Source organism: Polynucleobacter sp. 31A-FELB, from assembly GCF_018882405.1.
Lineage (GTDB): Bacteria > Pseudomonadota > Gammaproteobacteria > Burkholderiales > Burkholderiaceae > Polynucleobacter.
On the sequence record NZ_JACVOO010000001.1, the window covers coordinates 251,872 to 277,507 of the forward strand.

The 25,636-nt window shown below is 47.0% G+C and carries 25 protein-coding genes and 1 tRNA gene; 5 read left to right on the top strand and 21 right to left on the bottom strand.

All coding sequences use genetic code 11. The annotated features are described in order from the left end of the window. Positions 1-10 precede the first annotated feature (10 nt). The 14 genes from nuoH to rpsO all read right to left on the bottom strand — a co-directional run bounded on the left by nuoH (position 11) and on the right by rpsO (position 13,140). Complete coding sequence (gene nuoH / locus ICN30_RS01240) at positions 11-1,084, bottom strand: NADH-quinone oxidoreductase subunit NuoH (protein ID WP_216181911.1); 1,074 nt, start codon at positions 1,082-1,084, stop codon at positions 11-13. A gap of 8 nt (positions 1,085-1,092) precedes the next feature. Continuing rightward, a complete protein-coding gene (nuoG, locus tag ICN30_RS01245; RefSeq protein WP_216272703.1) occupies positions 1,093-3,417 on the bottom strand; it encodes an NADH-quinone oxidoreductase subunit NuoG in 2,325 nt (774 codons plus the stop codon). A gap of 31 nt (positions 3,418-3,448) precedes the next feature. Further along, the gene (nuoF, locus tag ICN30_RS01250; protein WP_216272705.1) at positions 3,449-4,747 is read right to left on the bottom strand and encodes an NADH-quinone oxidoreductase subunit NuoF; all 1,299 of its coding nucleotides are present in this window, start codon (positions 4,745-4,747) and stop codon (positions 3,449-3,451) included. Continuing rightward, complete coding sequence (gene nuoE, locus ICN30_RS01255; RefSeq protein WP_216272707.1) at positions 4,744-5,250, bottom strand: NADH-quinone oxidoreductase subunit NuoE; 507 nt, start codon at positions 5,248-5,250, stop codon at positions 4,744-4,746. Before nuoE ends, nuoF begins: the two co-directional genes overlap by 4 nt. A 23-nt stretch (positions 5,251-5,273) precedes the next feature. Further along, positions 5,274-6,527, bottom strand: coding sequence for an NADH-quinone oxidoreductase subunit D (locus ICN30_RS01260; RefSeq protein WP_216272709.1), 1,254 nt, complete (start codon positions 6,525-6,527; stop codon positions 5,274-5,276). A 3-nt stretch (positions 6,528-6,530) separates the two neighbouring features. Then, the gene (locus tag ICN30_RS01265) at positions 6,531-7,130 is read right to left on the bottom strand and encodes an NADH-quinone oxidoreductase subunit C (RefSeq protein WP_216272710.1); all 600 of its coding nucleotides are present in this window, start codon (positions 7,128-7,130) and stop codon (positions 6,531-6,533) included. Between the two features lie 3 nt (positions 7,131-7,133). Further along, on the bottom strand, positions 7,134-7,616 hold the full coding sequence (locus ICN30_RS01270) for an NADH-quinone oxidoreductase subunit B family protein (RefSeq protein WP_011902891.1): 483 nt from the start codon (positions 7,614-7,616) through the stop codon (positions 7,134-7,136). A gap of 5 nt (positions 7,617-7,621) precedes the next feature. Beyond that, positions 7,622-7,981: an NADH-quinone oxidoreductase subunit A gene (locus tag ICN30_RS01275; protein ID WP_011902892.1), complete on the bottom strand. Its 360-nt coding sequence runs from the start codon at positions 7,979-7,981 to the stop codon at positions 7,622-7,624. Positions 7,982-8,090: 109 nt separating this feature from the next. Continuing rightward, positions 8,091-8,175 (bottom strand) — tRNA-Leu (locus ICN30_RS01280). Between the two features lie 85 nt (positions 8,176-8,260). After that, positions 8,261-8,608, bottom strand: a complete 348-nt coding sequence (secG, locus tag ICN30_RS01285) for a preprotein translocase subunit SecG (protein ID WP_216229355.1) — start codon at positions 8,606-8,608, stop codon at positions 8,261-8,263. A gap of 22 nt (positions 8,609-8,630) precedes the next feature. Further along, positions 8,631-9,389, bottom strand: coding sequence for a triose-phosphate isomerase (gene tpiA / locus ICN30_RS01290; protein WP_216272712.1), 759 nt, complete (start codon positions 9,387-9,389; stop codon positions 8,631-8,633). Between the two features lie 17 nt (positions 9,390-9,406). Further along, entirely contained in the window at positions 9,407-10,405 is a 999-nt protein-coding gene (locus ICN30_RS01295) for an NAD(P)H-quinone oxidoreductase (protein WP_216229353.1), read from the bottom strand. A 25-nt stretch (positions 10,406-10,430) separates the two neighbouring features. Next, positions 10,431-12,599: a polyribonucleotide nucleotidyltransferase gene (gene pnp / locus ICN30_RS01300; RefSeq protein ID WP_216272714.1), complete on the bottom strand. Its 2,169-nt coding sequence runs from the start codon at positions 12,597-12,599 to the stop codon at positions 10,431-10,433. Positions 12,600-12,870: 271 nt separating this feature from the next. Continuing rightward, a complete protein-coding gene (gene rpsO / locus ICN30_RS01305; protein WP_015420915.1) occupies positions 12,871-13,140 on the bottom strand; it encodes a 30S ribosomal protein S15 in 270 nt (89 codons plus the stop codon). Positions 13,141-13,350: 210 nt separating this feature from the next. Here rpsO and ICN30_RS01310 point away from each other — a divergent pair, with 210 nt between their 5' ends. Next, positions 13,351-13,953 (top strand): YSC84-related protein, encoded by a 603-nt coding sequence (locus ICN30_RS01310; RefSeq protein WP_216272716.1) that lies wholly within the window; start codon positions 13,351-13,353, stop codon positions 13,951-13,953. A gap of 41 nt (positions 13,954-13,994) precedes the next feature. Here ICN30_RS01310 and ICN30_RS01315 read toward each other — a convergent pair whose 3' ends face one another. The 6 genes from ICN30_RS01315 to ICN30_RS01340 all read right to left on the bottom strand — a co-directional run bounded on the left by ICN30_RS01315 (position 13,995) and on the right by ICN30_RS01340 (position 20,714). Next, positions 13,995-15,542, bottom strand: coding sequence for a 2-isopropylmalate synthase (locus ICN30_RS01315; protein WP_216272718.1), 1,548 nt, complete (start codon positions 15,540-15,542; stop codon positions 13,995-13,997). A gap of 232 nt (positions 15,543-15,774) precedes the next feature. Beyond that, positions 15,775-16,638, bottom strand: a complete 864-nt coding sequence (pssA, locus tag ICN30_RS01320) for a CDP-diacylglycerol--serine O-phosphatidyltransferase (RefSeq protein ID WP_216272720.1) — start codon at positions 16,636-16,638, stop codon at positions 15,775-15,777. Between the two features lie 28 nt (positions 16,639-16,666). Next, a complete protein-coding gene (locus ICN30_RS01325; protein WP_215387640.1) occupies positions 16,667-17,314 on the bottom strand; it encodes a phosphatidylserine decarboxylase in 648 nt (215 codons plus the stop codon). 53 nt (positions 17,315-17,367) lie between these two features. After that, entirely contained in the window at positions 17,368-18,384 is a 1,017-nt protein-coding gene (gene ilvC / locus ICN30_RS01330) for a ketol-acid reductoisomerase (protein WP_216133084.1), read from the bottom strand. Between the two features lie 51 nt (positions 18,385-18,435). Next, the gene (gene ilvN / locus ICN30_RS01335) at positions 18,436-18,927 is read right to left on the bottom strand and encodes an acetolactate synthase small subunit (RefSeq protein WP_015420909.1); all 492 of its coding nucleotides are present in this window, start codon (positions 18,925-18,927) and stop codon (positions 18,436-18,438) included. Next, the gene (locus ICN30_RS01340; protein WP_216272722.1) at positions 18,927-20,714 is read right to left on the bottom strand and encodes an acetolactate synthase 3 catalytic subunit; all 1,788 of its coding nucleotides are present in this window, start codon (positions 20,712-20,714) and stop codon (positions 18,927-18,929) included. Before ICN30_RS01340 ends, ilvN begins: the two co-directional genes overlap by 1 nt. Positions 20,715-20,908: 194 nt before the next feature. Here ICN30_RS01340 and ICN30_RS01345 point away from each other — a divergent pair, with 194 nt between their 5' ends. The 4 genes from ICN30_RS01345 to ICN30_RS01360 are packed head-to-tail and all read left to right on the top strand — an operon-like array spanning position 20,909 to position 23,137. Continuing rightward, positions 20,909-21,478 carry an RNA polymerase sigma factor gene (locus ICN30_RS01345; RefSeq protein ID WP_215326823.1) on the top strand — a complete coding sequence of 190 codons (570 nt, stop codon included), beginning with the start codon at positions 20,909-20,911 and terminating at the stop codon, positions 21,476-21,478. Continuing rightward, a complete protein-coding gene (locus tag ICN30_RS01350; RefSeq protein WP_216272724.1) occupies positions 21,475-21,939 on the top strand; it encodes a DUF3619 family protein in 465 nt (154 codons plus the stop codon). Before ICN30_RS01345 ends, ICN30_RS01350 begins: the two co-directional genes overlap by 4 nt. Before the next feature lie 12 nt (positions 21,940-21,951). Next, positions 21,952-22,584, top strand: a complete 633-nt coding sequence (locus tag ICN30_RS01355; RefSeq protein WP_216272726.1) for a DUF3106 domain-containing protein — start codon at positions 21,952-21,954, stop codon at positions 22,582-22,584. Between the two features lie 13 nt (positions 22,585-22,597). After that, positions 22,598-23,137 (top strand): RDD family protein, encoded by a 540-nt coding sequence (locus ICN30_RS01360; RefSeq protein WP_370626568.1) that lies wholly within the window; start codon positions 22,598-22,600, stop codon positions 23,135-23,137. A 19-nt stretch (positions 23,138-23,156) separates the two neighbouring features. Here the strand turns inward: ICN30_RS01360 and ICN30_RS01365 are convergent, their stop codons facing one another. After that, a complete protein-coding gene (locus tag ICN30_RS01365) occupies positions 23,157-25,634 on the bottom strand; it encodes an ABC transporter permease (RefSeq protein WP_370626569.1) in 2,478 nt (825 codons plus the stop codon). Positions 25,635-25,636 lie beyond the last annotated feature (2 nt).

Here is a 25,636-nt window from a genome sequence, read left to right on the forward strand (position 1 = left end):
ATTGATCAACTTATTTCCAAATATTCAATGGGGATACAACCCATGCGCCAACGACAACTACCCAGAATACAGAGATAGGAATAAAGATCTTCCAACCCAAACGCATAATTTGGTCATAGCGATAGCGTGGCAATGTCGCACGCAACCAGATAACGCAAGACAAGAGGAAGAAGGTTTTAGCAAATAGCCAGAAGAAACCTGGGATATCACGGAGGATAGGCAAATCAACGATAGGCAACCAACCACCTAAGAACATGGTGGATGCTAAGGCAGCAATCAGAATCATATTGGCGTATTCAGCCAAGAAGAACATTGCAAAAGCCATGCCGGAGTACTCAACCATGTGGCCCGCAACAATCTCTGACTCACCCTCAACCACGTCAAATGGATGACGGTTCGTTTCAGCAACGCCAGAGATGAAGTAAATCACGAACATTGGTAGCAATGGCAACCAATTCCAAGATAAGAAATTCAAGCCCATGTTGGCGAAGTAGCCCTGCTCTTGAGAAGCCACAATCGTGCTCAAGTTCAATGAGCCAGAAGTCAACAACACAGTAACCAAAGCAAAGCCCATGGCAATTTCATAAGAAATCATTTGAGCTGAAGCGCGCATTGCGCCAAGGAATGGGTACTTGGAGTTAGATGACCAACCCGCCAAGATCACGCCATAAACACCAATAGATGAGATTGCCATGACATATAGCAATCCAGCATTCACGTCAGCCAAGACCATTTTGGCTTGGAAGGGAATCACAGCCCAAGCAGCAAAAGCCGGCATGATCACCATCACTGGTGCAATGAAATACAGTACTTTGCTAGCTTGTGTCGGAGAAATGATCTCCTTCATCAAGAGCTTCAAGGCGTCAGCAATAGGCTGTAGCAAGCCCAGAGGACCAACGCGGTTTGGTCCAAGACGGATATGCATCCAGCCAATGAGCTTACGCTCCCAAAGAGTCATGTAAGCAACGGCGCCAAACATCGGCAACACGATGATCACGATACGCACCAAAGCCCAAACAAGTGGCCATAGTGAACCAAAGATGGCCTCACCTTGGGTGGTAATGAGGTTCAAGAAATTATCCATCTCGTCCCTTATGCCTTGCTAACAGTTACAGGACCAAACATCGATCCCAATTTAGCGCTAGCCATAGTGCCCGCAGAAATTCTGACGGCACCCTTGGCCAAGTTCGCTTCCAATGTGACAGGCAAATCTACGGACTGACCACCTTGGATCACTCGCACAGCATCGCCCTCTTTCAAGCCCAACTCATTAAAGAGCGCTTGACCTAATCCAACTTGATTGCCACGCTTAGCATCACGCGTTAACTGCAATGCTGATGAACGACGGACGATTTGATCACCGGCGTAAATGCCAACATCAGATATGCGCTCTAAACCTGCTGACGAGCCTGCATTGCCACTAGTTAAATTAGTTAAGTCAGTAGCTGTAGATTGGTTTGACAACTTAGTGCAGTAATTTTCACCGAGCGCTTCACCCAATACCTCTTCAGGCATGTTGTAGAGGAAGCCATCTAAATTCAATAAACCACCTAGAACACGCAGAACTTTCCATGCTGGACGAGAATCACCCAAAGGTTTTACAGCTGGCTGAATCGTTTGCGCACGGCCTTCTGAATTAACAAAAGTAGACACTGTTTCTGTGAATGTAGAGATCGGCAGAATCACATCTGCGACCTCAAGCAGATCAGCACTCTTATAAGCACTTAAGGCAATCACTGTATTGGCTTTAGCCAAAGCAGCTCGCGCTTGTGCAGGATTTGGCAAATCCGCATCTGGCTCGATATTCATCAAGATCACAGCACGGCGCTCACCGGATAACACGGATTCAACACCAGCACCGTTAGCATTCACCAAGCTAGCACCAACCGCATTACCGCCAACCGGCAAGAAACCTAAAGTTGCGCCAGTTTGCTCGGCAACAAATTGTGCCAAGACATGTAAGTCAGATGCTTGTGGATGCGCGATTGCGGCAGAGCCCAACAATACAGAAGTAGATGTACCAGAAAGCAAGCTATCTGCAATCTTTTGCGCAGTAGCGGATATTGGTAAGTTTGGTGTGCCGGCCGGAGCAGTAGCAGACTTCACCTTAGCCACAGCCAATGCCACTTCACTTAATGTATTGAGCCAAGCGCTTGGAGTAGCGGCAATACCGGTATTAGGAATTAACCAATCATCGCCACCAGCATCAATACGTGAAACCTGTAAGCCACGCTTGGCTGCAGTACGTAAACGTGCAGCAATCAATGGTTGCTCTTTACGCAAGAAGCTACCAATCACCAAAACACGATCAAGCTCGCTGACTTTAGAAATCGGCATGCCTAACCAAGGGGCGGAAGCTGCGCCTTTTACGTCAGTTTGACGTAAACGCGTCTCAACTTGCTTGGAGCCTAAGCCACGAATCATCTTCTGGAGAAGATACAACTCTTCAGTACTAGAGATTGGATGCGCTAAAGCAGCAACTGCTTCAGGGCCACTCTCAGAGGAAATAGTTTTAAGTGAATGAGCAACATAATCCATTGCGGATTGCCAATCAGTCTCAAGCCACTGACCACCCTGCTTCACCATTGGTGTCGTTACGCGATCTGCGCTATTCAAGCCTTCATAGGCGAAGCGATCACGGTCACTAATCCAGCACTCATTTACTGCATCATTTTCCAAAGCAACAACACGCATCACTTTGTTTGCTTTAGTTTGAATCGTAGTGTTTGCACCAAGACTATCGTGCGGACTTACTGAGCGCTTACGACCCAATTCCCAAGTACGAGCTGCATAGCGGAATGGCTTACTAGTCAATGCGCCAACTGGGCACAAATCAATCATGTTTCCAGACAACTCTGAATCAATGGTTTGACCCGCAAAAGTCGTGATCTCAGAATGCTCGCCACGGTTGACCATACCCAACTCCATAACGCCGGCCACTTCTTGACCAAAGCGAACGCAACGGGTGCAGTGAATACAACGGGTCATCTCTTGCATGGAGATGAGTGGACCTACATTCTTATGAAATACAACACGTTTCTCTTCTTCGTAGCGTGAATTCGATTTACCGTAACCAACTGCTAAATCTTGTAACTGACACTCACCACCTTGATCGCAAATTGGGCAATCCAAGGGATGGTTAATCAGCAGGAACTCCATGACAGAGCGCTGAGCTTCAACTGCTTTAGCGGAATGCGTAAACACCTTCATGCCTTGCGTCACTGGAGTTGCGCAAGCTGGCAAAGGTTTTGGCGCCTTCTCTACTTCCACCAAACACATACGGCAGTTAGCAGCGATAGATAATTTCTTGTGATAGCAGAAGTGAGGGATATAAGTGCCGAGCTTGTTCGCGGCGTGCATCACCATCGAACCTTGCGGAACTTCTACTGCCTTACCATCTAATTCGATTTCAACCATGCTCACTTTAAGATGTCCCGTGCTCAATGTCTTATAAAGGTTTTGCAGAATCTAAGCAGCGCTTATGTTCTACGTGATACGCAAATTCATCCATGTAATGCTTCAACATGCCACGAACCGGCATTGCAGCTGCATCACCTAAGGCGCAAATCGTGCGACCTTGAATGTTTGCCGCTACATCGTTCAATAAATCCAAATCTTCTGGACGCCCTTCACCATGCTCAATACGGTGAACAATGCGCCACAACCAGCCAGTACCTTCACGACATGGGGTGCACTGACCGCAAGATTCTTCGTGATAGAAGTAAGACAGACGCTCTAAGGCGCGAACCATACAACGTGTTTCATTCATCACAATCACAGCACCAGATCCCAGCATCGAACCTGCTTTCGCAATGCTGTCGTAATCCATTGTGAGAGTCATCATCTCTGCGCCAGGAATAACTGGTGAAGAAGATCCACCAGGAATTACCGCTTTCAATGGGATGCCATCACGCATACCACCGGCAAGCTTCAACAGCTCAGCAAATGGAGTGCCTAATGGAATCTCGTAGTTACCTGGATAAGTAACATCACCAGAAATAGAGAAAATCTTCGTACCGCCGTTATTTGGCTTGCCCAACTCTAAATACGCTGGACCACCAATTGCCATAATGAATGGCACAGCAGCAAATGTTTCCGTGTTATTGATCGTAGTTGGCTTGCCATACAAACCAAAGCTTGCTGGGAATGGTGGCTTGAAGCGTGGCTGACCCTTCTTACCCTCAAGAGACTCCAGCAAAGCAGTTTCTTCACCACAGATGTATGCACCCCAACCTGGAGCAGCATGCAATTGGAAGTTGAAATCACTTCCCATGATTTTGTCGCCAAGATATCCGGCGGCACGGGCTTCTTCAAGTGCTTCTTCGAAACGAGAATAGACTTCCCAGATTTCGCCGTGGATATAGTTATAACCCACAGTAATGCCCATGGTGTAGGCACCAATAATCATGCCCTCAATCAAGGCATGTGGGTTGTAACGCATGATGTCGCGGTCTTTAAATGTACCAGGCTCACCTTCGTCACTATTACAAACCAAATACTTTTGGCCAGGGAATTGACGGGGCATAAAGCTCCACTTCAATCCAGTTGGGAAGCCTGCGCCTCCACGACCACGTAATGATGAAGCTTTTAATTCAGCAATGATGGCGTCTGGCGCAACTTTATCATTGATGATGCGACGCAGCTGCTGATATCCGCCACGGCTTTCGTAATCTTTTAAACGCCAGTTCTCACCATTCAATCCAGCAAGAATTAAAGGCTTAATGTGTCTATCGTGCAAGCTGGTCATGCTGCTTTCCCTTCTGCACGGAGCTCATTTAAGAGAGCGTCAATCTTTTCTTTACTCATGAAGCTGCACATACGCTTGTTATTCACCAACATCACCGGTGAATCGCCGCAAGCACCCATGCACTCACCCTCTTTAAGGGTGAAAGTGCCACAAGGAGTTGTCTCGTTGTAACCAATGCCAAGCGTTTCTTTTAAATACGTTGCAGCAGTCTCACCATGAGTCAACTGGCAAGGCAAGTTTGTGCAAATCACCAACTTGTATTTACCAATTTTTTTGGTGTCGTACATGTTGTAGAAAGTAGCTACTTCATCAACCGCAATGGTTGGCATTTCTAAAATCTGGGCGACAGTTTCAATCACCTCTGGTGAAACCCAACCTACTTCAGTTTGGGCAGCAATCAAAGAGGCCATCACGGCAGATTGCTTTTGTTCTGGCGGGTATTTCGCGACATTGCGCGCAATATCTGCGAGCGTTTTGTCTGAAAGTTGAAGAGTTGTTGTCATGAATTAATCCTTGGCGCGCTGTATTAGCGGTCAATCTCCCCGAACACAATATCTTGGGTACCAATAATGGTTACAGCATCAGCCAACATGTGGCCGCGTGACATCTCATCCATCGCGGATAGATGCACAAAACCTGGCGCACGAATCTTCATGCGGTATGGCTTATTTGCACCATCAGAAATCAAGTAGATACCAAACTCACCTTTTGGATGCTCAACAGCAGAGTAAGCCTCACCATCAGGAACGTGCATACCTTCAGTAAAGAGTTTGAAATGGTGAATCAACTCTTCCATATTGGTCTTCATGTCTACACGCTTTGGTGGAGACACTTTATGGTTGTCGCTCATGACAGGACCATCATTTGCTTTGAGCCAAGCCAAGCACTGTTTAATGATGCGATTGGATTGACGCATTTCTTCCATGCGCACTAAATAGCGATCATAAGAATCACCATTCACACCAACTGGAATGTCAAAGTCGAGTTTGTCATAGGTCTCGTAGGGTTGCTTTTTGCGTAAGTCCCACTCAATACCAGAACCACGAAGCATTGGGCCAGTGAAACCGAGCTGCAAAGCACGCTCAGGTGAAACAACGCCAATGCCTACTAAACGTTGTTTCCAAATACGGTTATCCGTTAAGAGATTGCAATACTCATCTACGTTGGCATCAAAACCATTTGAGAACTGTTCAATGAAATCAAGCAATGTGCCGCTGCGGTTTTCATTCAAACGCTTGATTGCAGAAGCACTACGAATCTTCGACTTGGAGTACTGCGCCATCTGTGTTGGCAGGTCGCGATAGACGCCGCCTGGACGATAGTAAGCAGCATGCATACGAGCACCAGAAACGGCTTCGTACATATCAAAAATATCTTCACGATCACGGAATGCGTACAAGAATACGGCCATGGCGCCAACGTCTAAACCGTGACAACCAATCCACAAGAGGTGATTGAGTAAACGAGTTAACTCGTCAAACATCACGCGAATATATTGAGCGCGTTCTGGCACGTCTACTTGTAGCAATTTTTCAATCGCCATTACATAAGCGTGCTCGTTTGACATCATCGATACATAGTCCAAACGATCCATATAAGGAACGTTCTGAATCCAAGTACGTGTCTCAGCTAATTTTTCTGTAGCGCGATGCAATAAACCAATGTGCGGATCAGCGCGCTGAATGACCTCACCGTCGAGCTCTAACACCAGACGCAATACGCCGTGTGCCGCAGGATGCTGAGGACCGAAATTGAGGGTGTAGTTCTTAATTTGTGCCATGACTTAAACCGGACCTCCGTACTGCTCTTCGCGCACGATACGTGGCGTGATTTCACGCGCTTCAATCGTGACAGGCTGATACACAACACGCTTTAACTCTGGGTCATAACGCATTTCTACGTTGCCAGAAATTGGGAAATCTTTTCTAAATGGGTGACCAATGAAACCGTAGTCAGTCAAGATGCGACGCAAGTCTTCATGACCATCAAACAAGATGCCATAGAGATCAAACGCTTCACGTTCAAACCAGTTAGCAGCTGCCCAAACTGGAGTTAGCGAAGCAACCACTGGATACGCATCTTCTGGTGCGAACACGCGTACACGCAAGCGCCAGTTATGTTCGATAGACAAGAGATGAGATACAACACCAAAGCGCTGACCACCCCACTGCCCTTCGCGGAAATCTTGATAATCCACGCCGCACAAATCAATTAGCTGCTCAAAAGCCAGTGATGGCTCATCACGCAACAACATAGCGGATTCAAAATAGGTATCTGCATTTACAACAACAGTCACTTCACCCAAAGCAATCTCAATAGATTGCGCACGCTTACCTAAAACTTTTTCTAGATTGGCAGCGAGTTGAACTAAACGATCTGACATGGTTTAAGCCTTCCGCGCAATCGTGCTGGTGCGAGCGATCTTGGATTGCAACTGAATGATTCCATAGATCAGCGCTTCTGCAGTTGGAGGACAGCCAGGAACATAAATATCAACTGGCACGATGCGGTCGCAACCGCGAACTACTGAATACGAGTTATGGTAGTAACCACCACCATTGGCACAAGAACCCATCGAGATAACCCAACGTGGCTCAGGCATTTGGTCATAAACCTTACGGAGCGCTGGAGCCATCTTGTTACACAAGGTACCAGCAACAATCATGAGGTCAGACTGACGCGGGGATGGGCGGAAAACCACACCAAATCGATCCAAGTCGTAACGGGATGCGCCTGCGTGCATCATTTCTACAGCGCAACAAGCAAGACCAAATGTCATTGGCCATAAAGAGCCATTACGCGTCCAGTTGATTAACTGGTCTGCAGTAGTGGTAACAAATCCTTCTTTGAGAACGCCTTCTAATGCCATATCTATCACTCCCAGTCGAGAGCGCCCTTTTTCCAGATATATACAAAGCCAACGATGAATTCCAGTAAGAAAATCACCATAGAGGCGTAGCCGAACCAGCCGATATCACGAAGAGCCACACCCCATGGGAAAAGGAATGCAGTTTCTAAGTCAAACAAGATAAATAGGATGGCAATAAGGTAGTAGCGCACGTCGAACTTCATACGCGCATCTTCGAAGGCCTCAAAACCGCACTCGTATGGCGACAGTTTTTCAGCATCTGGCTTCGAAGGAGCCAAAATTTTTCCGAGGAACATGGGGACTAAACCCACCCCAATACCTACGAGGATAAAAAGAAGAACAGGAAAGTAATTAGCGAGATTCAAAATGGTCCTGAGTCGTTCGTCTGACAAATCTTTAGATACAGCAAATTATCAATTAATCCACTACATAAAACGTTGATTTACAGCATAAACCCCTACAAATTTTACAATTTGGTGCCGACGGCGAGACTCGAACTCGCACAGCCTAAGCCACTACCCCCTCAAGATAGCGTGTCTACCAATTTCACCACGTCGGCATCTTGTAAAACCTGTCAATTCTACTGCATTGCACCACTGAACTACCCCGAAAACAGGGGTAGAAAGTGCTGAATTCCTACTTTTTTACTTTGGAACTGCTGGCTTAGTGGGGTCCTGAACTGGGGCAGCTGGTGCAGCAGCGGGAGCTACGACAGGAGCAACGGTTCCAGACAAAATACCAGGGCTAACTTCCTTCTTATTACCAATCCAGGTAATCCCCAAAGTGCAGACAAAGAAGACTGCAGCAAAAATGGCGGTTGTGTGGGAGAGGAAATTGGCTGAGCCACTGGCGCCAAACAGGCTACCAGAAGATCCTGAGCCAAATGCAGCGCCCATATCGGCACCTTTACCCTGCTGAAGCAACACAAGCAAGATCACAGCCAAAGCTGAAATAACCTGCAAAACGATCAATAAAGTCTTAAACCATTCCATGGCTTATCTCCAAATAAAAAATCTAGGCCTGACAAATAGCGAGAAAATCCTGCGGGTTCAATGAAGCACCCCCAATCAATCCGCCATCAATATCTGGCATTGCAAACAATTCAACGGCATTGTCCGGTTTAACACTGCCGCCATACAAAATTCCCACATGGGACGCTACATCTTCATCAAATTCCGCTAGCTGCAAGCGAATTGCTCGGTGCATATCCTGAGCCATCTGAGCGCTTGCCACCTTCCCCGTACCAATCGCCCAAATAGGCTCATAAGCAATGAGGCAGTCAGCCAAACGGTCTTGCAAGACAGCAACTTGCCTTGAAATTTGACCTCTAACCACCTCAACCTCACGACCCGAGTTACGCTCATCCGCAGACTCACCAACACAAATCACCGGAGTCATGCCGCTATCAAGCACCTGAAGGGCTTTCTCAGCAACCTGCTCATCAGCCTCATGGTGGTGCTGACGACGCTCAGAGTGCCCAACAATCACGTAAGCGCAATGTAATTCTTTGAGCATGGATGCGGCAACCTCGCCGGTATAAGCTCCAGCAGCATAAGCCGATGCATCCTGAGCACCCAAGCTTAAAAAAGCGAGTGAGCATTCTTGAATCAATTCACCACACTGCGATAAATAAGGCGCTGGCACGCAGACTGCATACTTACGGCCTGCTGGCATGCCCTGCTCCATCCCATGACAAACGGTCTTGACCCAGTCTGCGTTGCTCGCAAGACTGCCATTCATTTTCCAGTTGCCGATAACAGTGAGTGGACGCATTAAATCTAGCTCAATACTTAAACAGTTAACACTATCTTGCCAACGTGCTCAGAAGACTCCATCAAACGATGGGCATCCGCAGCTTGGTCCAAGGTAAATGTTTTATAAATCACCGGCTTTAACTTGCCTGCATCTAACAAGGGCCAGATGCGTGCATGCAACTGCTGGGTAATTTGTTTCTTGAATGACACTGGACGTGGGCGCAATGTTGAACCAGTGATGGTTAAACGGCGACGCAAAATTTGACCAGTGTTTACTTCTGCTTTTGATCCACCCATGATCGCAATGATCACGATACGACCATCGTCAGCTAAGCAATCAATTTCTTTTTGTACGTAAGCACCAGTGACCATGTCGAGCACTACATTGACACCTTTGCCATCTGTAGCTTTCTTTACTTCTTCTACAAAGTCTTGTGTCTTGTAATTGATCGCCAAGTCAGCACCTAAAGCTACGCAAGCTGCGCACTTCTCATCAGTTCCGGCGGTAACAAATACTTTATGACCTAAAGCTTTGGCTATCAAAATGGCAGTTACACCAATGCCACTCGAACCGCCCTGTACCAACAAAGTTTCACCTTCAGACAACTCACCACGCATGAAGACGTTGCTCCACACGGTGTAAAAAGTTTCAGGCAATGAGGCTGCTTCTTGATCGGTAAATCCTTTTGGGTAAGGCAAGCATTGCGCAATGGGAGCAGTACACAGTTCTGCGTAACCGCCACCCTGCACAAGCGCACAAACCTTATCGCCAACTTTCAGGCCAAACAGATTGTCAGCATGAGCTAGGTCACCACCAACAATCTCGCCAGCCACTTCGAGGCCGGGAATATCCGATGCGCCTGCAGGAACTGGGTAATGGCCTTTTCGTTGTAAAACGTCTGGGCGATTAATCCCAGCAGCAATCACCTTAATCAAAATCTCACCCGTACCAGCAGCCGGAGCCACTGGATCTGGACGAGTGGCAGACACCAGCATTTCTGGTGCGCCAAATTCTTTGATTTCCATTACGCGCATATGAATCCCCGCTCGCTTACTTTACTTAAGCAGTTTCGCCAGATGCAGGAGCTGCTTCAGCAGTAGCTTCGCTAGTGCCAGCCAAAGGAGCAATCGTGCCACCTTCATCAGCCATCGCAGCCTTGAGAGATAAACGCAAACGACCACGCTCATCAGCAGCCAACAACTTCACGCGAACCACTTGGCCTTCTGCTAGGTAGTCTTTAACTTCTTTTACACGCTCATTGGAAATTTCAGAGATGTGCAAGAGACCGTCTTTACCTGGAAGAATGTTTACCAAAGCACCGAACTCGAGCAATTTCACAACTGGACCTTCGTAGATCTTGCCTACTTCAGCTTCAGCAGTGATGCCTTCGATACGTGCTTTCGCTTCAGCCATGCCTTCAGCAGAAGTAGAAGCGATTGTTACAGTACCGTCATCTTTAATGTCGATGCTGCAACCAGTTTCTTTAGTCAAGGCTTGAATTGTTGCGCCGCCCTTACCGATGACTTCACGAATCTTGTCTGGATGAATCTTGAAAGAAACCATACGTGGAGCATGTGCAGACAATTCAGTGCGAACTGAACCCATTGCTTCTTGCATCTTGCTCAAAATGTGCAAACGGCCCTCTTTAGCTTGGGCCAATGCAACTTGCATAATTTCTTTAGTGATGCCTTGAACTTTAATGTCCATTTGCAAAGCAGTAATACCGTTAGCAGTACCAGCTACTTTAAAGTCCATATCACCTAAGTGATCTTCGTCACCCAAGATGTCTGTCAAGACAGCAAAACGATTGCCATCCAAAATCAAGCCCATTGCAACACCAGCAACGTGCGCTTTAACTGGAACACCAGCGTCCATCATTGCTAAACAGCCGCCGCAAACGGAAGCCATGGATGAAGAACCATTGGACTCAGTGATTTCTGAAACCACACGAATGCTGTATGCGAAATCTTCTGCGCTTGGCAATACTGGGATCAATGCACGTTTAGCCAAACGACCGTGACCAATTTCACGACGCTTAGGGCTACCTACACGACCTGTTTCGCCAGTAGCGAACGGAGGCATGTTGTAGTGGAACATAAAGCGATCACGGTACTCACCTTCGAGCGCGTCAATGATCTGTTCATCACGTGCAGTACCTAGAGTAGCTACTACGAGAGCCTGTGTCTCACCACGGGTAAACAATGCTGAACCGTGTGTGCGTGGCAATACGCCATTACGAATTTCGATCGGACGAACGGTACGTGTATCACGACCATCAATACGTGGCTCGCCATTCAAAATTTGGCTACGAACAATCTTCGCTTCGATTTCAAACAAGATGTCGTTAACGGCAACAGCGTCAACATCACCCTCTTCTTGTAACTTAGCTACCACTGTTTTAGTGATTTCTTTGAGCTTGTCTGAACGAGCACCTTTTTGACGAATCTGATAAGCCTCACGCAATGGCGCTTCAGCCAATGCAGTTACCTTAGCGATGAATGGCTCATCTTTAGGAGTAGCAGTCCAATCCCACTCTGGCTTGCCAGCTTCAGTCACTAATTCGTTAATTGCATTGATTGCAGTTTGCATTTGGTCATGACCATATACAACAGCGCCCAACATGATTTCTTCTGATAACTGATTAGCTTCTGACTCAACCATCAATACAGCAGCTTGTGTACCAGCAACAATCAAATCCATCTCGCTAGTAGCTTGCTCTGTACGAGTTGGGTTCAAGAGGTATTGACCGTTAGCGTAACCAACACGTGCTGCGCCAACTGGGCCAGCAAATGGAATACCTGAAACAGCCAAAGCTGCAGAAGCAGCGATCAATGCAGGAATATCAGCAGGAACGTCTGGGTTGATAGACAGCACATGAACTACTACCTGAACTTCATTCAAGAAGCCTTCTGGAAACAATGGACGCAATGGACGATCGATCAAACGGGAGATCAATGTCTCACCTTCTGATGGACGACCTTCACGGCGGAAGAAGCCACCAGGAATTTTTCCTGCGGCGTAAGTTTTTTCGAGGTAATCAACAGTCAATGGGAAAAATGACTGGCCTGGCTTGGCTGATTTAGAGGCAACTACTGTGCCCATTACTACGGTGTCATCCACGTTAACGATGACAGCACCACCAGATTGACGAGCGATCTCGCCTGTTTCCATTGTTACTTGATGGTTGCCCCATTGAAACGTCTTTACTACTTTTTTAAACATAGTCATTCTGATCTTCTCCAAATTGTTCACGTAAAAGCCACATGGATTTCACGCTTGCCGTGGGATAAAGCAGTGTCACGACAACACTGGAGCGTTTGAAGATCACAAGGGATGCCATTCCAGGGAGACACTGGATTTAATAATCCAGAAACTCATTGGAATGACACGATCCCCTACACAAATAATCTTGAAGCGCTCAAAAAACATGCCATCTGCTTAAGACTGATTCTGTTACGAAACAACCCTAAGAAAGATGGCATTGCAATACCGATAAGAATTACTTACGGAGACCTAATTTCTCGATCAATGCGCGATAGCGACCCAAATCCTTGCCCTTGAGGTAATCCAAGAGGCGGCGACGGCGTGAAACCATCTTCAACAAACCACGACGGCTGTGATGATCTTTAGCGTTAGCTTTGAAATGGGGGGTTAATTCATTGATACGGGCTGTTAGCAATGAAACTTGAACTTCAGGGCTACCTGTATCGTTTGCGCTGCGCGCGTTTTCTTTGACGATTTCCGCCGTTTTAATATCAGCAACTGCCATTTTCATACTCCTTACTTGCGAACACTTGAGCTTTCACCCAATCCGTGTCGTGCATTAATTAATCAAATAAAACAAAAAAGCTTTAAAAATCAAAGCCCTCGAATTGTAGCAGAGACAGGTCAAAAAATGGGCTGCTTCACCTAGAACTTGCTATGCTCTAGCAAATCAAATCCCATTTAAAATAAAATTAACTAATAAAATCAATAAGTTATGAAAATTTATCGCCTCACCACCCCTATATTTACCCTGGTTTTGAGTGTTTTTTGCCTCAACAACTCTGCTTTTGCCCAATTTTCCAATCCTTTTGGCCCTCAAAAGACAGTTGCTCAGCAACGGGAAGACATTCTTAAAACAAGCAATGACACCCTTAAGGCGCTATACCAAGTTCAGCCCAAGGCAAAAGAAGTGATTGAAAAATCGGTTGGGTACGCCACCTTTAGCAACTTTGGCATGAAGATTCTGGTTGCAGGCGGAGGCACGGGTAGCGGCGTTGTTATTCAAAAGGATGGGGTTAAGCCGATTTATATGAATATGGCCGAAGTCCAGGCTGGCCTTGGCCTTGGAATTAAGTCATTCCAGAACATCTTTGTATTTCAGACAAAAGCAGCCTTAAATGACTTCGTGAATTCCGGCTGGACCTTTGGCGGTCAGGTCACTGCAGCTGCCAAGTATGAAAGCAATGGGGATGCCTACCAAGATGCAGCCACAGTCGCTCCTGGAGTATTAATGTATCAACTTACAGACTCAGGCCTTGCCGCTGAAATCACCGGCAAAGGCACCAAGTACTACAAGAACACAGACCTCAATAAATAAGAGGTGCATTGCTCAGATACTGCGGATGTCACCAAGAATGATTAAGGTGTCATCTGCGCATTGAGCTTAGCTTGGCTAGGATCATGCAATTTATTCAATGCAGATAAGTAAGCTTTCGCTGATGCAGCAATGATGTCTGGATCAGTGCCAACACCATTGACGATGCGTCCACCTTTAGCGAGTCGCACAGTAACCTCACCTTGAGATTGCGTGCCTGAAGTGATCGCATTCACGGAATAGAGCAACTGCTCCGCCCCACTCTTCACGATCTCTTCAATTGCATTCAAGCTAGCATCAACTGGGCCATTACCCTCAGCCTCAGAGCTCGCTTCTTTATCGCCCACTCGGAAGGTGACCTTAGACTTTGGACGCTCGCCTGTTTCAGAATGCTGACTCAAAGAAATGAACTTATAAAACTCGCCCGCCTCAGCGGCGGCTGAATTGGACATGATGGCAATAATATCTTCATCGAAGATTTCTGATTTTTGATCAGCTAATGCTTTGAATCGTACGAATGCTTCATTCAAATCAGCTTCAGCTTCAATCGCAATACCCAACTCCTGTAAGCGTTGCTTGAAGGCATTACGGCCAGACAACTTGCCCAACACAATCTTATTGGTTGCCCAACCCACATCTTCTGCGCGCATGATTTCATAGGTATCGCGATTCTTTAAGATGCCATCTTGGTGGATGCCAGAAGTGTGCGCAAATGCATTGGCACCAACGACCGCCTTGTTTGGCTGAACTACGAAACCGGTAATTTGTGAGACCAACTTCGAAGCAGGAACAATTTGAGTGGCGTCGATACCGCATACCATGTCAAAGTAATCCTTGCGTGTACGCAAAGCCATCACAATCTCTTCTAAGGCCGTATTACCAGCGCGCTCACCTAAGCCGTTAATGGTGCACTCAATTTGTCGAGCGCCACCAATCTTCACGCCTGCTAAGGAGTTGGCAACAGCCATACCCAAGTCATTGTGGCAATGCACAGACCAAATCGCTTTATCTGAATTCGGAACACGGGTGCGTAAGGTCTTGATAAATTCACCATACAACTCTGGCGTGGCATAACCTACAGTGTCAGGAATATTGATGGTGGTCGCACCTTCGTTAATAACTGCCTCCACTACTCTGCATAAGAAATCCATTTCTGAGCGATAGCCATCTTCTGCAGAAAACTCGATATCCTCAGCCAAGTTTCTGGCAAAGCGAATAGAACGCTTAGCTTGCTCTAAAACCTCTTCTGGAGACATGCGTAATTTCACAGCCATATGCAATGGGCTGGTTGCCAAGAAAGCATGAATGCGTTTTGCGTTAGCCGCTTTTAAGGCATCTGCTGCACGAGTTATGTCTTTATCGTTGGCACGAGCAAGTGAACATACGATGGAATCTTTCACGGCTGCTGCTACCGCCGAGATAGCCTGAAAGTCACCTTCAGAGCTCGCAGCAAAACCAGCCTCGATCACATCAACCTTGAGGCGCTCCAACTGGCGAGCAATACGAACCTTCTCATCCTTGGTCATTGAGGCACCAGGCGATTGTTCGCCATCACGTAAGGTGGTATCAAAAATGATTACTTTGTCACTCATCACTACTCTCCGGTTCAGTATTGCTTAATTATGTTTACTACTCAATTGCGAATCTAGAAACAAAAACCCCAGCAATTTGCTGGGGCTGGTATGTCGTGGCTAATGAATTACTTTAATCTCATTAACTCAGGCCTTACCTGCCCCAAGCTGTAGGCTTAGTGCTAGTAGAAGCAGGTTCGAGATAAGTGAGAAATTCATCAACATGGATTAAATATAACCTAAATATTCCAAATTAGCTAAAACGACGGCCACTCAGATGCTCCCAAGCCCAAATTACATAGCCGGAGATGGAATACACCACAAAGAGGCCGAACAAGGTTAAGGGTGGATTAGAGGAGATCAAGACAAAGGTCAGAATCATTAAGACCATCACACCAAAAGGTACGCGGTATCGAACATCCAAGGCTTTGCCACTGTAAAAACGGGCATTCGATACCATGGTTAAACCAGCATAAACAGCGATAAAGAAAGTAATCCAAGGAATCGCCGTGTCACGCACAGGAATCTTATTGTCATCGGCCAACCAGATAAAACCAGCCATCAAAGAACCAGCCGCTGGGCTTGGTAAACCTTGAAAAAACTTCTTATCAACTACGCCAGTATTGACGTTAAATCGGGCCAAGCGCAAAGCAGCGCCTGCGCAATAAGTAAAGGCGGCTAACCAGCCCCACTTACCCAAATCTTTTAAAGCCCACTCATAAGCAACTAAGGCTGGGGCAACTCCAAATGACACCATATCGGCCAAAGAGTCATATTGCTCGCCGAAGGCGCTCTGGGTGTTGGTCATACGGGCAACGCGACCATCCATGCCATCCAAAACTAGGGATGCAAAGATGGCAATAGCTGCCATCTCAAACTGGTGGTTCATCGCATTAACGATCGCAAAGAAGCCGCAGAATAAAGCCGCCGTAGTAAATGCGTTAGGTAGTAGGTAGATTCCTTTGCTGCGTTGACGCGGCTTATCCGCATGCAGCTCTTCTACCTCGAAATCAATTCCATCGCTGAGCTCTTCAGCCCATTCAGCCTGGGAACGCTCAGCCCGTTTAGGAGCAAAGCGACTACGGTCTATACGGCCACGACGACGAAATGTACTCAAAGAATATTCCCTAGTTAAAGCGGCTTAATTAATCTAAGCCGGGTACGCGAGCTAATGCGGTGTTCGTAGCAAAAACTTTATCACCAACACTGACCAAAGGTTCAGCTGTTAATGGCAAATATACATCTACGCGAGAGCCAAAGCGAATAAAACCATAACGCTCACCCGCTTTAAGTCTATCGCCAACATGGATATAGCAAAGAATGCGTCGCGCAATCAGGCCTGCAACCTGAACCAATGTCACGATTTGACCGTTGGCATCAATCACAACGGCATTACGCTCATTCTCAGTGGAGGCTTTGTCTAAATCGGCATTCACAAACTTGCCTGGGAAATATTGAATCTCTTTTACCAGGCCGTTCACTGCGCTACGGTTGGAGTGAACGTTAAATACATTCATAAAAACACTAATCTTCAAAGCTTCACGACCCGCATAAGGATCATTGGCTTTTTCCACCACGACGATACGGCCGTCAGCCGGAGATAAAACTAAGTCACGACCTATAGCAGCAATACGCTGCGGATCGCGGAAGAACTGCAGAACAAAGATAAAGATGATCCACAAAGGCCATGACCATGCAATGCCACCAAGATAGTGGACTAGCAAAGTAACAGCCCCCACTAATGCCAAATACGGCCAACCTTCTTTCGCAATAATGGGGTGCGGATACATCATCTTTGTTCTGAGCCTTATTTAATGAACTGCTTATTTATGACTTTATGTCTTACTTAGTTCTTAGTCTGGTCAACCAACTTGTTCTTCGCAATCCAAGGCATCATGGCGCGCAACTTCGCACCAACTACCTCGATGTCATGCTCAGCATTCAAGCGACGACGTGAAATCAAAGTAGGCGCACCTGCTTTGTTTTCCAAGATGAAGCTCTTAGCGTACTCACCAGTCTGAATGTCTTTCAAGCACTGACGCATTGCGTTCTTGGTATCTTCAGTAACAACACGTGGGCCAGTCACATACTCACCGTACTCAGCATTGTTAGAGATAGAGTAGTTCATGTTGGCGATACCACCTTCGTAGATCAAGTCAACAATCAACTTGAGCTCATGCAAGCACTCGAAGTAAGCCATTTCAGGAGCGTAACCAGCTTCAACCAAAGTTTCGAAACCGGCTTTGATCAATTCAACTGCGCCACCACAAAGAACAGCCTGTTCACCGAACAAGTCAGTTTCAGTTTCTTCACGGAAGTTAGTTTCGATGATGCCGGCACGACCGCCGCCGTTTGCTGTTGCATATGACAAAGCAACATCACGAGCAGAGCCAGATTTATCTTGGTATACAGCGATCAAATGTGGAACACCGCCACCTTGAGCGTAAGTACCACGAACAGTGTGGCCCGGTGCCTTAGGGGCAATCATGATCACATCTAAGTCAGCGCGTGGCTGAACTTGACCGTAGTGAACGTTAAAGCCGTGAGCGAATGCCAATGCAGCGCCCTGCTTAATATTAGGATGAACTTCTTTGTTGTATACGTCAGCAATTTGCTCATCAGGCAAGAGCATCATGACTACATCAGCATCTTTAACCGCTTCGCCAACTTCTTTTACTGTCAAGCCAGCATTTGCAGCTTTGCTCCAAGAAGCACCATCTTTACGCAAACCAACAGTAACGTTACAGCCTGAATCTTTCAGATTCAATGCGTGTGCGTGACCTTGTGAACCATAACCAATGATGGTTACTTTTTTGCCTTTAATGAGGGACAAATCAGCGTCTTTATCGTAAAAAACTTTCATGCTCTTTCCTTGTTTTGAAAATGTAGTTAATTCAGTAATCAGTTAAAAAAATTAAACCTTGAGGATACGTTCACCGCGCCCAATACCAGAACCACCCGAACGGACAGTTTCCAGAATCGATGCACGATCAATCGAATCAATAAAGGCATCTAATTTGGCACCATCACCAGTTAATTCAATGGTGTAACTCTTATCAGTCACATCGATGATGCGACCACGGAAGATATCCGTTGTACGTTTCAACTCTTCACGCTCTTTACCAACAGCGCGAACTTTGATCATCATGAGCTCGCGCTCAATATGAGGGCCTTCAGTCAAATCAAAAACCTTAACCACTTCAACCAAGCGATTTAAGTGTTTGGTAATTTGCTCAATCACATCCTCAGAACCAATCGTGACAATCGTCATGCGAGAAAGCGATGGATCTTCAGTAGGTGCAACACTTAAGGTTTCAATGTTGTAACCGCGTGCAGAGAATAAGCCAACAACCCGGGACAATGCACCTGGTTCGTTCTCTATCAATACAGAAATAATATGTCGCATTAGAGATCCTCACTACCCAAAAGCATTTCAGTAATACCCTTACCCGCTTGAACCATAGGCCAAACGTTTTCTTCTGGGTCTGTCTGGAAATCCATAAACACAGTGCGATCTTTTAAACGAATCGCCTCTTTGAGCGCACCCTCAACATCAGACTTCTTCTCGATACGCATACCAACGTGTCCATAGGCCTCAGCCAACTTCACAAAGTCTGGCAATGAATCCATATAAGAGCTGGAATAGCGCTTGTTATAAGTCAGCTCTTGCCACTGACGAACCATACCAAGGTAACGGTTGTTCAATGACACGATCTTCACAGGCGTGTCGTACTGCTTGCAAGTAGACAGCTCTTGAATACACATCTGAATAGAGCCTTCACCAGTGATGGTGAATACATCTTTTTCAGGAAATGCCTTCTTGATACCCATAGCGTAAGGCAAACCCACGCCCATAGTACCCAGGCCGCCTGAGTTAATCCAGCGACGTGGCTTATCGAACTTGTAGAACTGAGCGGCCCACATTTGATGCTGACCAACGTCAGAACAAATAAAGGCATCACCACCAGTGAGCTCCCACAACTTCTGAACTACGTACTGAGGTTTTACGATTTGCGAAGCTTCGTCGTACTTCAAACAATCTTTTTTACGCCACTCATTAATCTGCTCCCACCATGCCGCAAGCTTTGCATCATTCTTGCGCGGGCCAGCAGCTTTGAGCTGGGCAGTCATCTCAACCAATACTTCTTTGAGATTGCCAACGATAGGAACATCTACCTTCACGCGTTTAGAAATCACGGATGGGTCGATATCAATATGAATAATCTTGCGTGGATGACTTGCAAAGTGAGCAGTATTACCAATCACGCGGTCATCAAAACGTGCACCAATCGCAATCAACACATCGCTGTGTTGCATCGCCATATTGGCTTCGTAAGTACCGTGCATACCTAGCATGCCCAAAAATTGTGGGCTTGTACCAGGAAAGCCACCGAGGCCCATCAAGGTATTGGTGACTGGGTAGCCTAGCAAATCAGCAAATTCTTTTAACTCTGGTGCAGCGTCAGCCAAGATAATGCCGCCACCGGTATAGATGTATGGGCGCTCTGCTTCTTGCAATAGAGAAACCGCTTTACGAATCTGTCCACTGTGCCCTTTGATTACAGGGTTGTAGGAACGCATCTCCAAAGTTTCTGGATAAACAAATGGTGCCTTGGCTGCGGATACATCTTTAGGGATGTCGATCAACACTGGGCCTGGGCGACCTGTTTGTGCAATATGAAAAGCCTTCTTGATTACCAAAGGAAGATCTCTGACGTCCTTTACCAAGAAGTTGTGCTTCACCACTGGGCGAGTAATGCCAACAGTATCCGCCTCTTGGAAAGCATCTTCACCGATTGCGTACGTTGGCACGTTACCGCTGATGATCACCATCGGGATCGAATCAGTGTAAGCAGTAGCAATTCCGGTAACCGCATTGGTTACACCAGGACCTGAAGTAACTAGAGCGACACCAACCTTACCGGTTGCACGCGCATAGCCATCTGCCGCATGAACTGCTGCTTGCTCATGGCGAACAAGGATATGTTCAAACTTGTCCTGCTTAAAAATTTCGTCGTAGATAAAGAGAACAGAACCGCCTGGGTAACCCCAAACAAATTCAACACCCTCTTTGTGCAAAGCCTGTACCAACATTTCTGCACCAATCATTTCAGGCGCATTCGCTGTGGAATTTGGGTTTGCTGTGTCTTGGTTAGCTTTAGAAGCTAAAAATTCGGCGCTGCTTGTATTCATTTTTCTTTCGTCCTTTGCAATTTTCGGCAAAAAATTGTTTGGTCTGTTCTGTCTCCTGCTTGTGGCCTGAGTTCGAACGGCGCTGCTACCGGAAAAAACCACTTCTTGAATGAGATTCTAGGTAGTAAGCCCTATATTCTATAGCAATCCCCTAAAATAGACGAATTCCATCTGATTCAGGTCTAATCTACTGAATGGCCTCACCCCAAGAACTTTCTGACTTTCTGAGCAGTGTTGAGCAGCGCGCTTTTAAGCAAGCGGTCTACGCTGTGCGAGATGACGATGCCGCCTTAGACATTGTTCAGGATGCCATGATTAAGCTGGCTGAAAAGTATGGTGACCGCCCCGCAGCAGAACTACCCCTCGTTTTCACCCGAATCCTGCAAAACCGCATTCATGACTGGTTTAGACGCCAAAAGGTTCGTAATACCTGGGTCACCCTGTTCTCCAATATGGGCAAGAAATCGGATGAAAACGATGATTTTGACCCCCTAGAGTCACTTTCAGCCCCAGATGACAGTGAAATTCACCAAGATGGTGCATTTAAGCTGGAACGTAGTCAGCTATTGCAGTCCCTGGAGTCAGAAATATCAAAATTGCCTGCCCGTCAACGAGAAGCCTTCCTGATGCGTTATTGGGATGAGCTGAGCATTACTGAAACTGCCCTTGCCATGAGTTGTAGCGAGGGAAGCGTCAAAACCCACTGCTCAAGAGCCACCCAGGCTCTAGCTAAAGCATTGAAATTAAAAGGAATTACGCTGTGAACCGCAATGAAGACATCCTAAACCCAACAGAAGCCGACCAATTTGGCCTGGCTGCTGCCACCCTGCTCCGCCAAGGATCCCAATCCTTACCAGCAGGCATCAAAGATCGTCTGTACGCAGCACGCCTCAAGGCCATTTCTGTTAAAAAACCAGAAAAAATCCGCATTCAGCAGCATGTTTTGACCAGTTCCACTGGAAGCTGGTCTTCAGGCTCACGCTCTTTTTGGGATAACGTAGGTTGGATTGCTCCACTGATTGTGTTGGTCTTTGGCCTGATTGGTATCGCCCAATGGCAGCAAGACTCCCGCATCAACGATATAGCCGAATTGGATGTGGCCCTCTTAACGGATGACGTGCCACCTGATGCTTACGCCGACAGCGGCTTCATGGGATTCCTCAAAAATGGTCCCTTAGCCGAATCCGATCAAGATAGCCTTGATTCAGCCAAGTCACCATCTTAAAGTTCATAGCGAATGCTGAACAACCCACGATCTTTAAGCGCCTTACTCAGCATCAGCATGATGTTGTCAATTGGCGCATTTGGATCAGTGCAAAGTTCAGATGTGTTTGCTCAAACAGCTCCAGCTGCCCATGGTAAAACCACTGGCACTCCAGAGAAAAAGCCGGATGGCACATGGGAAGGTCTGAAGCCTGCACAACAAAAAATCTTGGCACCACTGGAAAGCGATTGGGATTACATGCTCCCAGATAGTCGCAAGAAATGGATACAGGTTGCCAACCTCTATCCAAAGATGAGTGAGGGCGATCAACAGCGACTTCAGTCTCGCATGACAAGCTGGTCCAACCTCTCTCAAAAAGATCGTCGTATCGCGCGAGAAAATTACCTCAGCAGCCTCAAGTTCCCTGCAGAGAAAAAAGCAGAGGCTTGGAGTGCGTATCAAAAACTGAGTGATGAGCAGAAAAAGAAATTAGCTCAAGCAGAGGTGAATAAGAAAAAGCCGACAGCTGCGAGTGCACCTACATTGCAACAACACCCTATTACACAGAAGTCCAATCTGGCGCCAACCCTGCCAGCAAGTAGCAGCCCGACTCCAGATGCTCCGGCTCCGAGCGTAAGCCCGGATAGCACTTCAAGCAATCCCTGAGAATCCCCAAGCTGTGATTACCCCCGCCGAATTAAACGCGCTCCCTGCTCCACAATTTTGGCGGAGAGTCTCCTGTGGTCTCTACGAGCAATTAGTTCTATTAGGCGTCATCGCGCTGACTTTCCTAGTTCCCAATTTGGGCCTAGGCATTCTGTTTGGATTTGCCCTACCAAGCTGGCTAACCTTTCTCTATCTATATACCATCCTAGGCATTTACTTTGTTTGGTATTGGACTAAGTCTGGTCAGACGCTGGCAATGCAAACATGGCGCGTTCGCATGATTGGTCCGGGAGGTTACAACCTCACTCGAAAGCAGGCAGTCTGGCGCTATGTCTATGGATCTCTGTGGCTTGTGCCTTGCGTCCTGCTGCAATGGCTCTTTGGGCTCCAGAAGTGGCAGATTATTGAAATGCTTTTCACAGTTGCTTTATTACTGTGGCCATTGAGCATTTACTTAGATCGCGTTAGCCCTCTTCTGCGCCAAAGCCTACCAGACCGTTTTGCCAGAACCCGTTTAGTGGAATTACCAAAGAACTTGGTGACACTCTCGTAAACACGAGAATGCGTGAGCCCTAGATCTCGCGCAAGCACTCCATTGCGGTAGCGGTTTGAATTTTTCTCTGAAAACGAAAACCCGCCAAGAGACAAGCAACTACTCCAAAGGAAATTCCCATCGCCAAAGACTGGGCGAATGCATTGAACTCAATCTCCAATATAAAACGACCAAGCGCCCATGCGGCCATTCCAGCAGCTAGTCCAGCCAATGCACCTGCTAGCACCCCAATGATTAAGAGTTCGGCTAAAGCAATCTTTCTCAGCAAGGCGCGCGATGCACCTACCGCCTTGAGCAAGGCTGCACTTCTAAAGCGCTCGTCTTGCGTTGCTGCAATTGCAGCAACTAGCACCAAAATTGCTGCTGCGATTGTGAAAGCAAACAATAGACCCAGCACGGAAGATAGTCGATCCAATACATCTTGTATTTGCCGCAATGAGGTCGCCACATCAACAATGGTCAGATTAGGATAAGCCTGTGCAAGCCGGTAGTCCAAGCCCTCAATTGCAGCGTCTTGGTAATAAGAAGTAATCCAGGATTGCGGCATTTGCTCAAGCATGGCAGGCGGCATGATGACGAAGAAATTCACCTTCATCGAACTCCAGTCCAACTTACGCAAAGAAGTAATTGGTGCAGTTACTTTTTCACCGGCGAGTTCAAAGGTCATCTGATCACCCAGTTTTAACTTCAAGGTTTTCGCAATCCCCGCCTCCAAAGAAACTTGCGGTGCACTACCGTCAATCCATTTTCCAGAAGTAATGCGATTGCCCTCAGGTAATTGCTCGGTATAAGAGAGATTGAATTCTCGATCTACCAAGCGACGGGCATTTTCATCCACATAATCATTAGGGCCAATGGTCTTTCCATTGACTTCAACTAAACGTGCGCGAACCATCGGGCTAAAGCTCGGCTTTGCTACACCCGCATCGAGTAGTGACTGAGTAATGCTTGGCTTTTGATCTTCCTGAACATTAATCATGAAGCGATTAGGAGCATCGACCGGAATGTTTCCTTGCCACGTAGATAACAAGTCCTGCCTAAGCAAGAGAATCAGCAGCAAGGCCATCAGGGCAATACCTAGAGCGGTAATTTGCATGACTGCAAATCCTGAGCGTCGTGCTTGTGCAGTCAATGCAAAACGCAGAGCAAAGTTCTGAGCACCCCACTTAACAAGCAAAATATTGAGTATGCGCAACGAACCCCATGAGACCAGAGTAAAGAGTGCAACAGCAGCGCCAAAGCTAGCAGCAACCCAAGAGGCCAGCTTCCAGTCTTGCGCTGCAATCGCAATTAAGGCGAGACAAGTCATAAGCCCAAAAAGCGCTACCCAGAGTACTTTGATGTTTACTGAGCCCAGCTCCTTCCGAATGAGTCGCACCGGTGAAATCATGACCAAACTCAATAGAGGTGGCCCAGCAAAACCAATCAACAAGCAAGAGGAAAATAAAACACTCCAGGCCAAGGGCCAGAGGGACAGCGAAGGTAAATTGGCAAATACCAAGTTACCTAAAATACGAATCAAGACCTCTTGTACACCGTATGCAATGGTAGATCCCATGATGGTAGCCAATAAGCACAAAGCACCCAATACTTTTATTTGATTTAGCAGAATCGTCTTTTGGCTTGCGCCAAGGCATTTCATGACAGCGCAAACATCCGCTTGCTTCAAAACATAACGACGCGCCGATAATGCAATCGCGACTGCAGCCACCATTGCAGTCAGTAAAGCAACTAAAGATAAAAAGCGCTCTGCCCGCTCTAAAGTTTTACGCATGACAGGCTGGGCATTTTCCAAGGTCTCAATGCGCATTCCTCTTAGGCCTTCGGACTCAATCCATTGCGTAGCCCACTTTTCATAAGCAGAAATAGCTTGATCGCTTCCCGCCAGTAGCAGACGATAGGTCACACGGCTACCCAAGCCAATAAGACCCGTTGCAGGTAAATCTTCAAGCGACATCATGACGCGTGGCGCAAAGTTCATAAAACCAGCACCCCGATCGAGCTCACGCTCCAAGATGCCACTAATTAGGAAGGTTTTATCTCCCAAGGACATCTGATTGCCAACTTTGGCTTGCAGTGCACTAAGCATTGCAGGATCCGCCCAAACTGAACCACCTGGTGGTGTTGAGTTGACTTGTTGCGGTGACACTTGTAAGGACCCACGTAAGGGATATGAAGTACTTACCGCCTTCAAAGATGCCAGCTTACTTTGAGAGCCAACTGTAGCCATACTCGGAAAGACAACCGTTTGGGCAGAACTGAGCTCCCGCTCCTTGGCCTCTTGAATAAAACGCTCAGGTAAAGGCAGATCAGCTACTAGCAACAGATCTGCAGCCAGGAGTTGGCGAGCATCAAACTCAAAAGCCCGCTGCATTCGGTCCGCTAAGAAGCTGACACTAGACAGGGCCGCTACAGAGAGCGTCAGCGCAACTAGTAGTGCTGCCAGCTCACTAGATCGAAGGTCTCGCTTAACAGTCCGAAGAAAGCTTGCCAACACGG

Coding starts and splice junctions, on each gene's coding strand:
- nuoH (WP_216181911.1), bottom strand. CDS start 1,084: ATGGATAATTTCTTGAACCTCATTACCACCCAAGGTGAGGCCATCTTT.
- nuoG (WP_216272703.1), bottom strand. CDS start 3,417: ATGGTTGAAATCGAATTAGATGGTAAGGCAGTAGAAGTTCCGCAAGGT.
- nuoF (WP_216272705.1), bottom strand. CDS start 4,747: ATGACCAGCTTGCACGATAGACACATTAAGCCTTTAATTCTTGCTGGA.
- nuoE (WP_216272707.1), bottom strand. CDS start 5,250: ATGACAACAACTCTTCAACTTTCAGACAAAACGCTCGCAGATATTGCG.
- ICN30_RS01260 (WP_216272709.1), bottom strand. CDS start 6,527: ATGGCACAAATTAAGAACTACACCCTCAATTTCGGTCCTCAGCATCCT.
- ICN30_RS01265 (WP_216272710.1), bottom strand. CDS start 7,130: ATGTCAGATCGTTTAGTTCAACTCGCTGCCAATCTAGAAAAAGTTTTA.
- ICN30_RS01270 (WP_011902891.1), bottom strand. CDS start 7,616: ATGGCATTAGAAGGCGTTCTCAAAGAAGGATTTGTTACCACTACTGCA.
- secG (WP_216229355.1), bottom strand. CDS start 8,608: ATGGAATGGTTTAAGACTTTATTGATCGTTTTGCAGGTTATTTCAGCT.
- tpiA (WP_216272712.1), bottom strand. CDS start 9,389: ATGCGTCCACTCACTGTTATCGGCAACTGGAAAATGAATGGCAGTCTT.
- ICN30_RS01295 (WP_216229353.1), bottom strand. CDS start 10,405: ATGCGCGTAATGGAAATCAAAGAATTTGGCGCACCAGAAATGCTGGTG.
- pnp (WP_216272714.1), bottom strand. CDS start 12,599: ATGACTATGTTTAAAAAAGTAGTAAAGACGTTTCAATGGGGCAACCAT.
- rpsO (WP_015420915.1), bottom strand. CDS start 13,140: ATGGCAGTTGCTGATATTAAAACGGCGGAAATCGTCAAAGAAAACGCG.
- ICN30_RS01310 (WP_216272716.1), top strand. CDS start 13,351: ATGAAAATTTATCGCCTCACCACCCCTATATTTACCCTGGTTTTGAGT.
- ICN30_RS01315 (WP_216272718.1), bottom strand. CDS start 15,542: ATGAGTGACAAAGTAATCATTTTTGATACCACCTTACGTGATGGCGAA.
- ICN30_RS01325 (WP_215387640.1), bottom strand. CDS start 17,314: ATGATGTATCCGCACCCCATTATTGCGAAAGAAGGTTGGCCGTATTTG.
- ilvC (WP_216133084.1), bottom strand. CDS start 18,384: ATGAAAGTTTTTTACGATAAAGACGCTGATTTGTCCCTCATTAAAGGC.
- ilvN (WP_015420909.1), bottom strand. CDS start 18,927: ATGCGACATATTATTTCTGTATTGATAGAGAACGAACCAGGTGCATTG.
- ICN30_RS01340 (WP_216272722.1), bottom strand. CDS start 20,714: ATGAATACAAGCAGCGCCGAATTTTTAGCTTCTAAAGCTAACCAAGAC.
- ICN30_RS01345 (WP_215326823.1), top strand. CDS start 20,909: ATGGCCTCACCCCAAGAACTTTCTGACTTTCTGAGCAGTGTTGAGCAG.
- ICN30_RS01355 (WP_216272726.1), top strand. CDS start 21,952: ATGCTGAACAACCCACGATCTTTAAGCGCCTTACTCAGCATCAGCATG.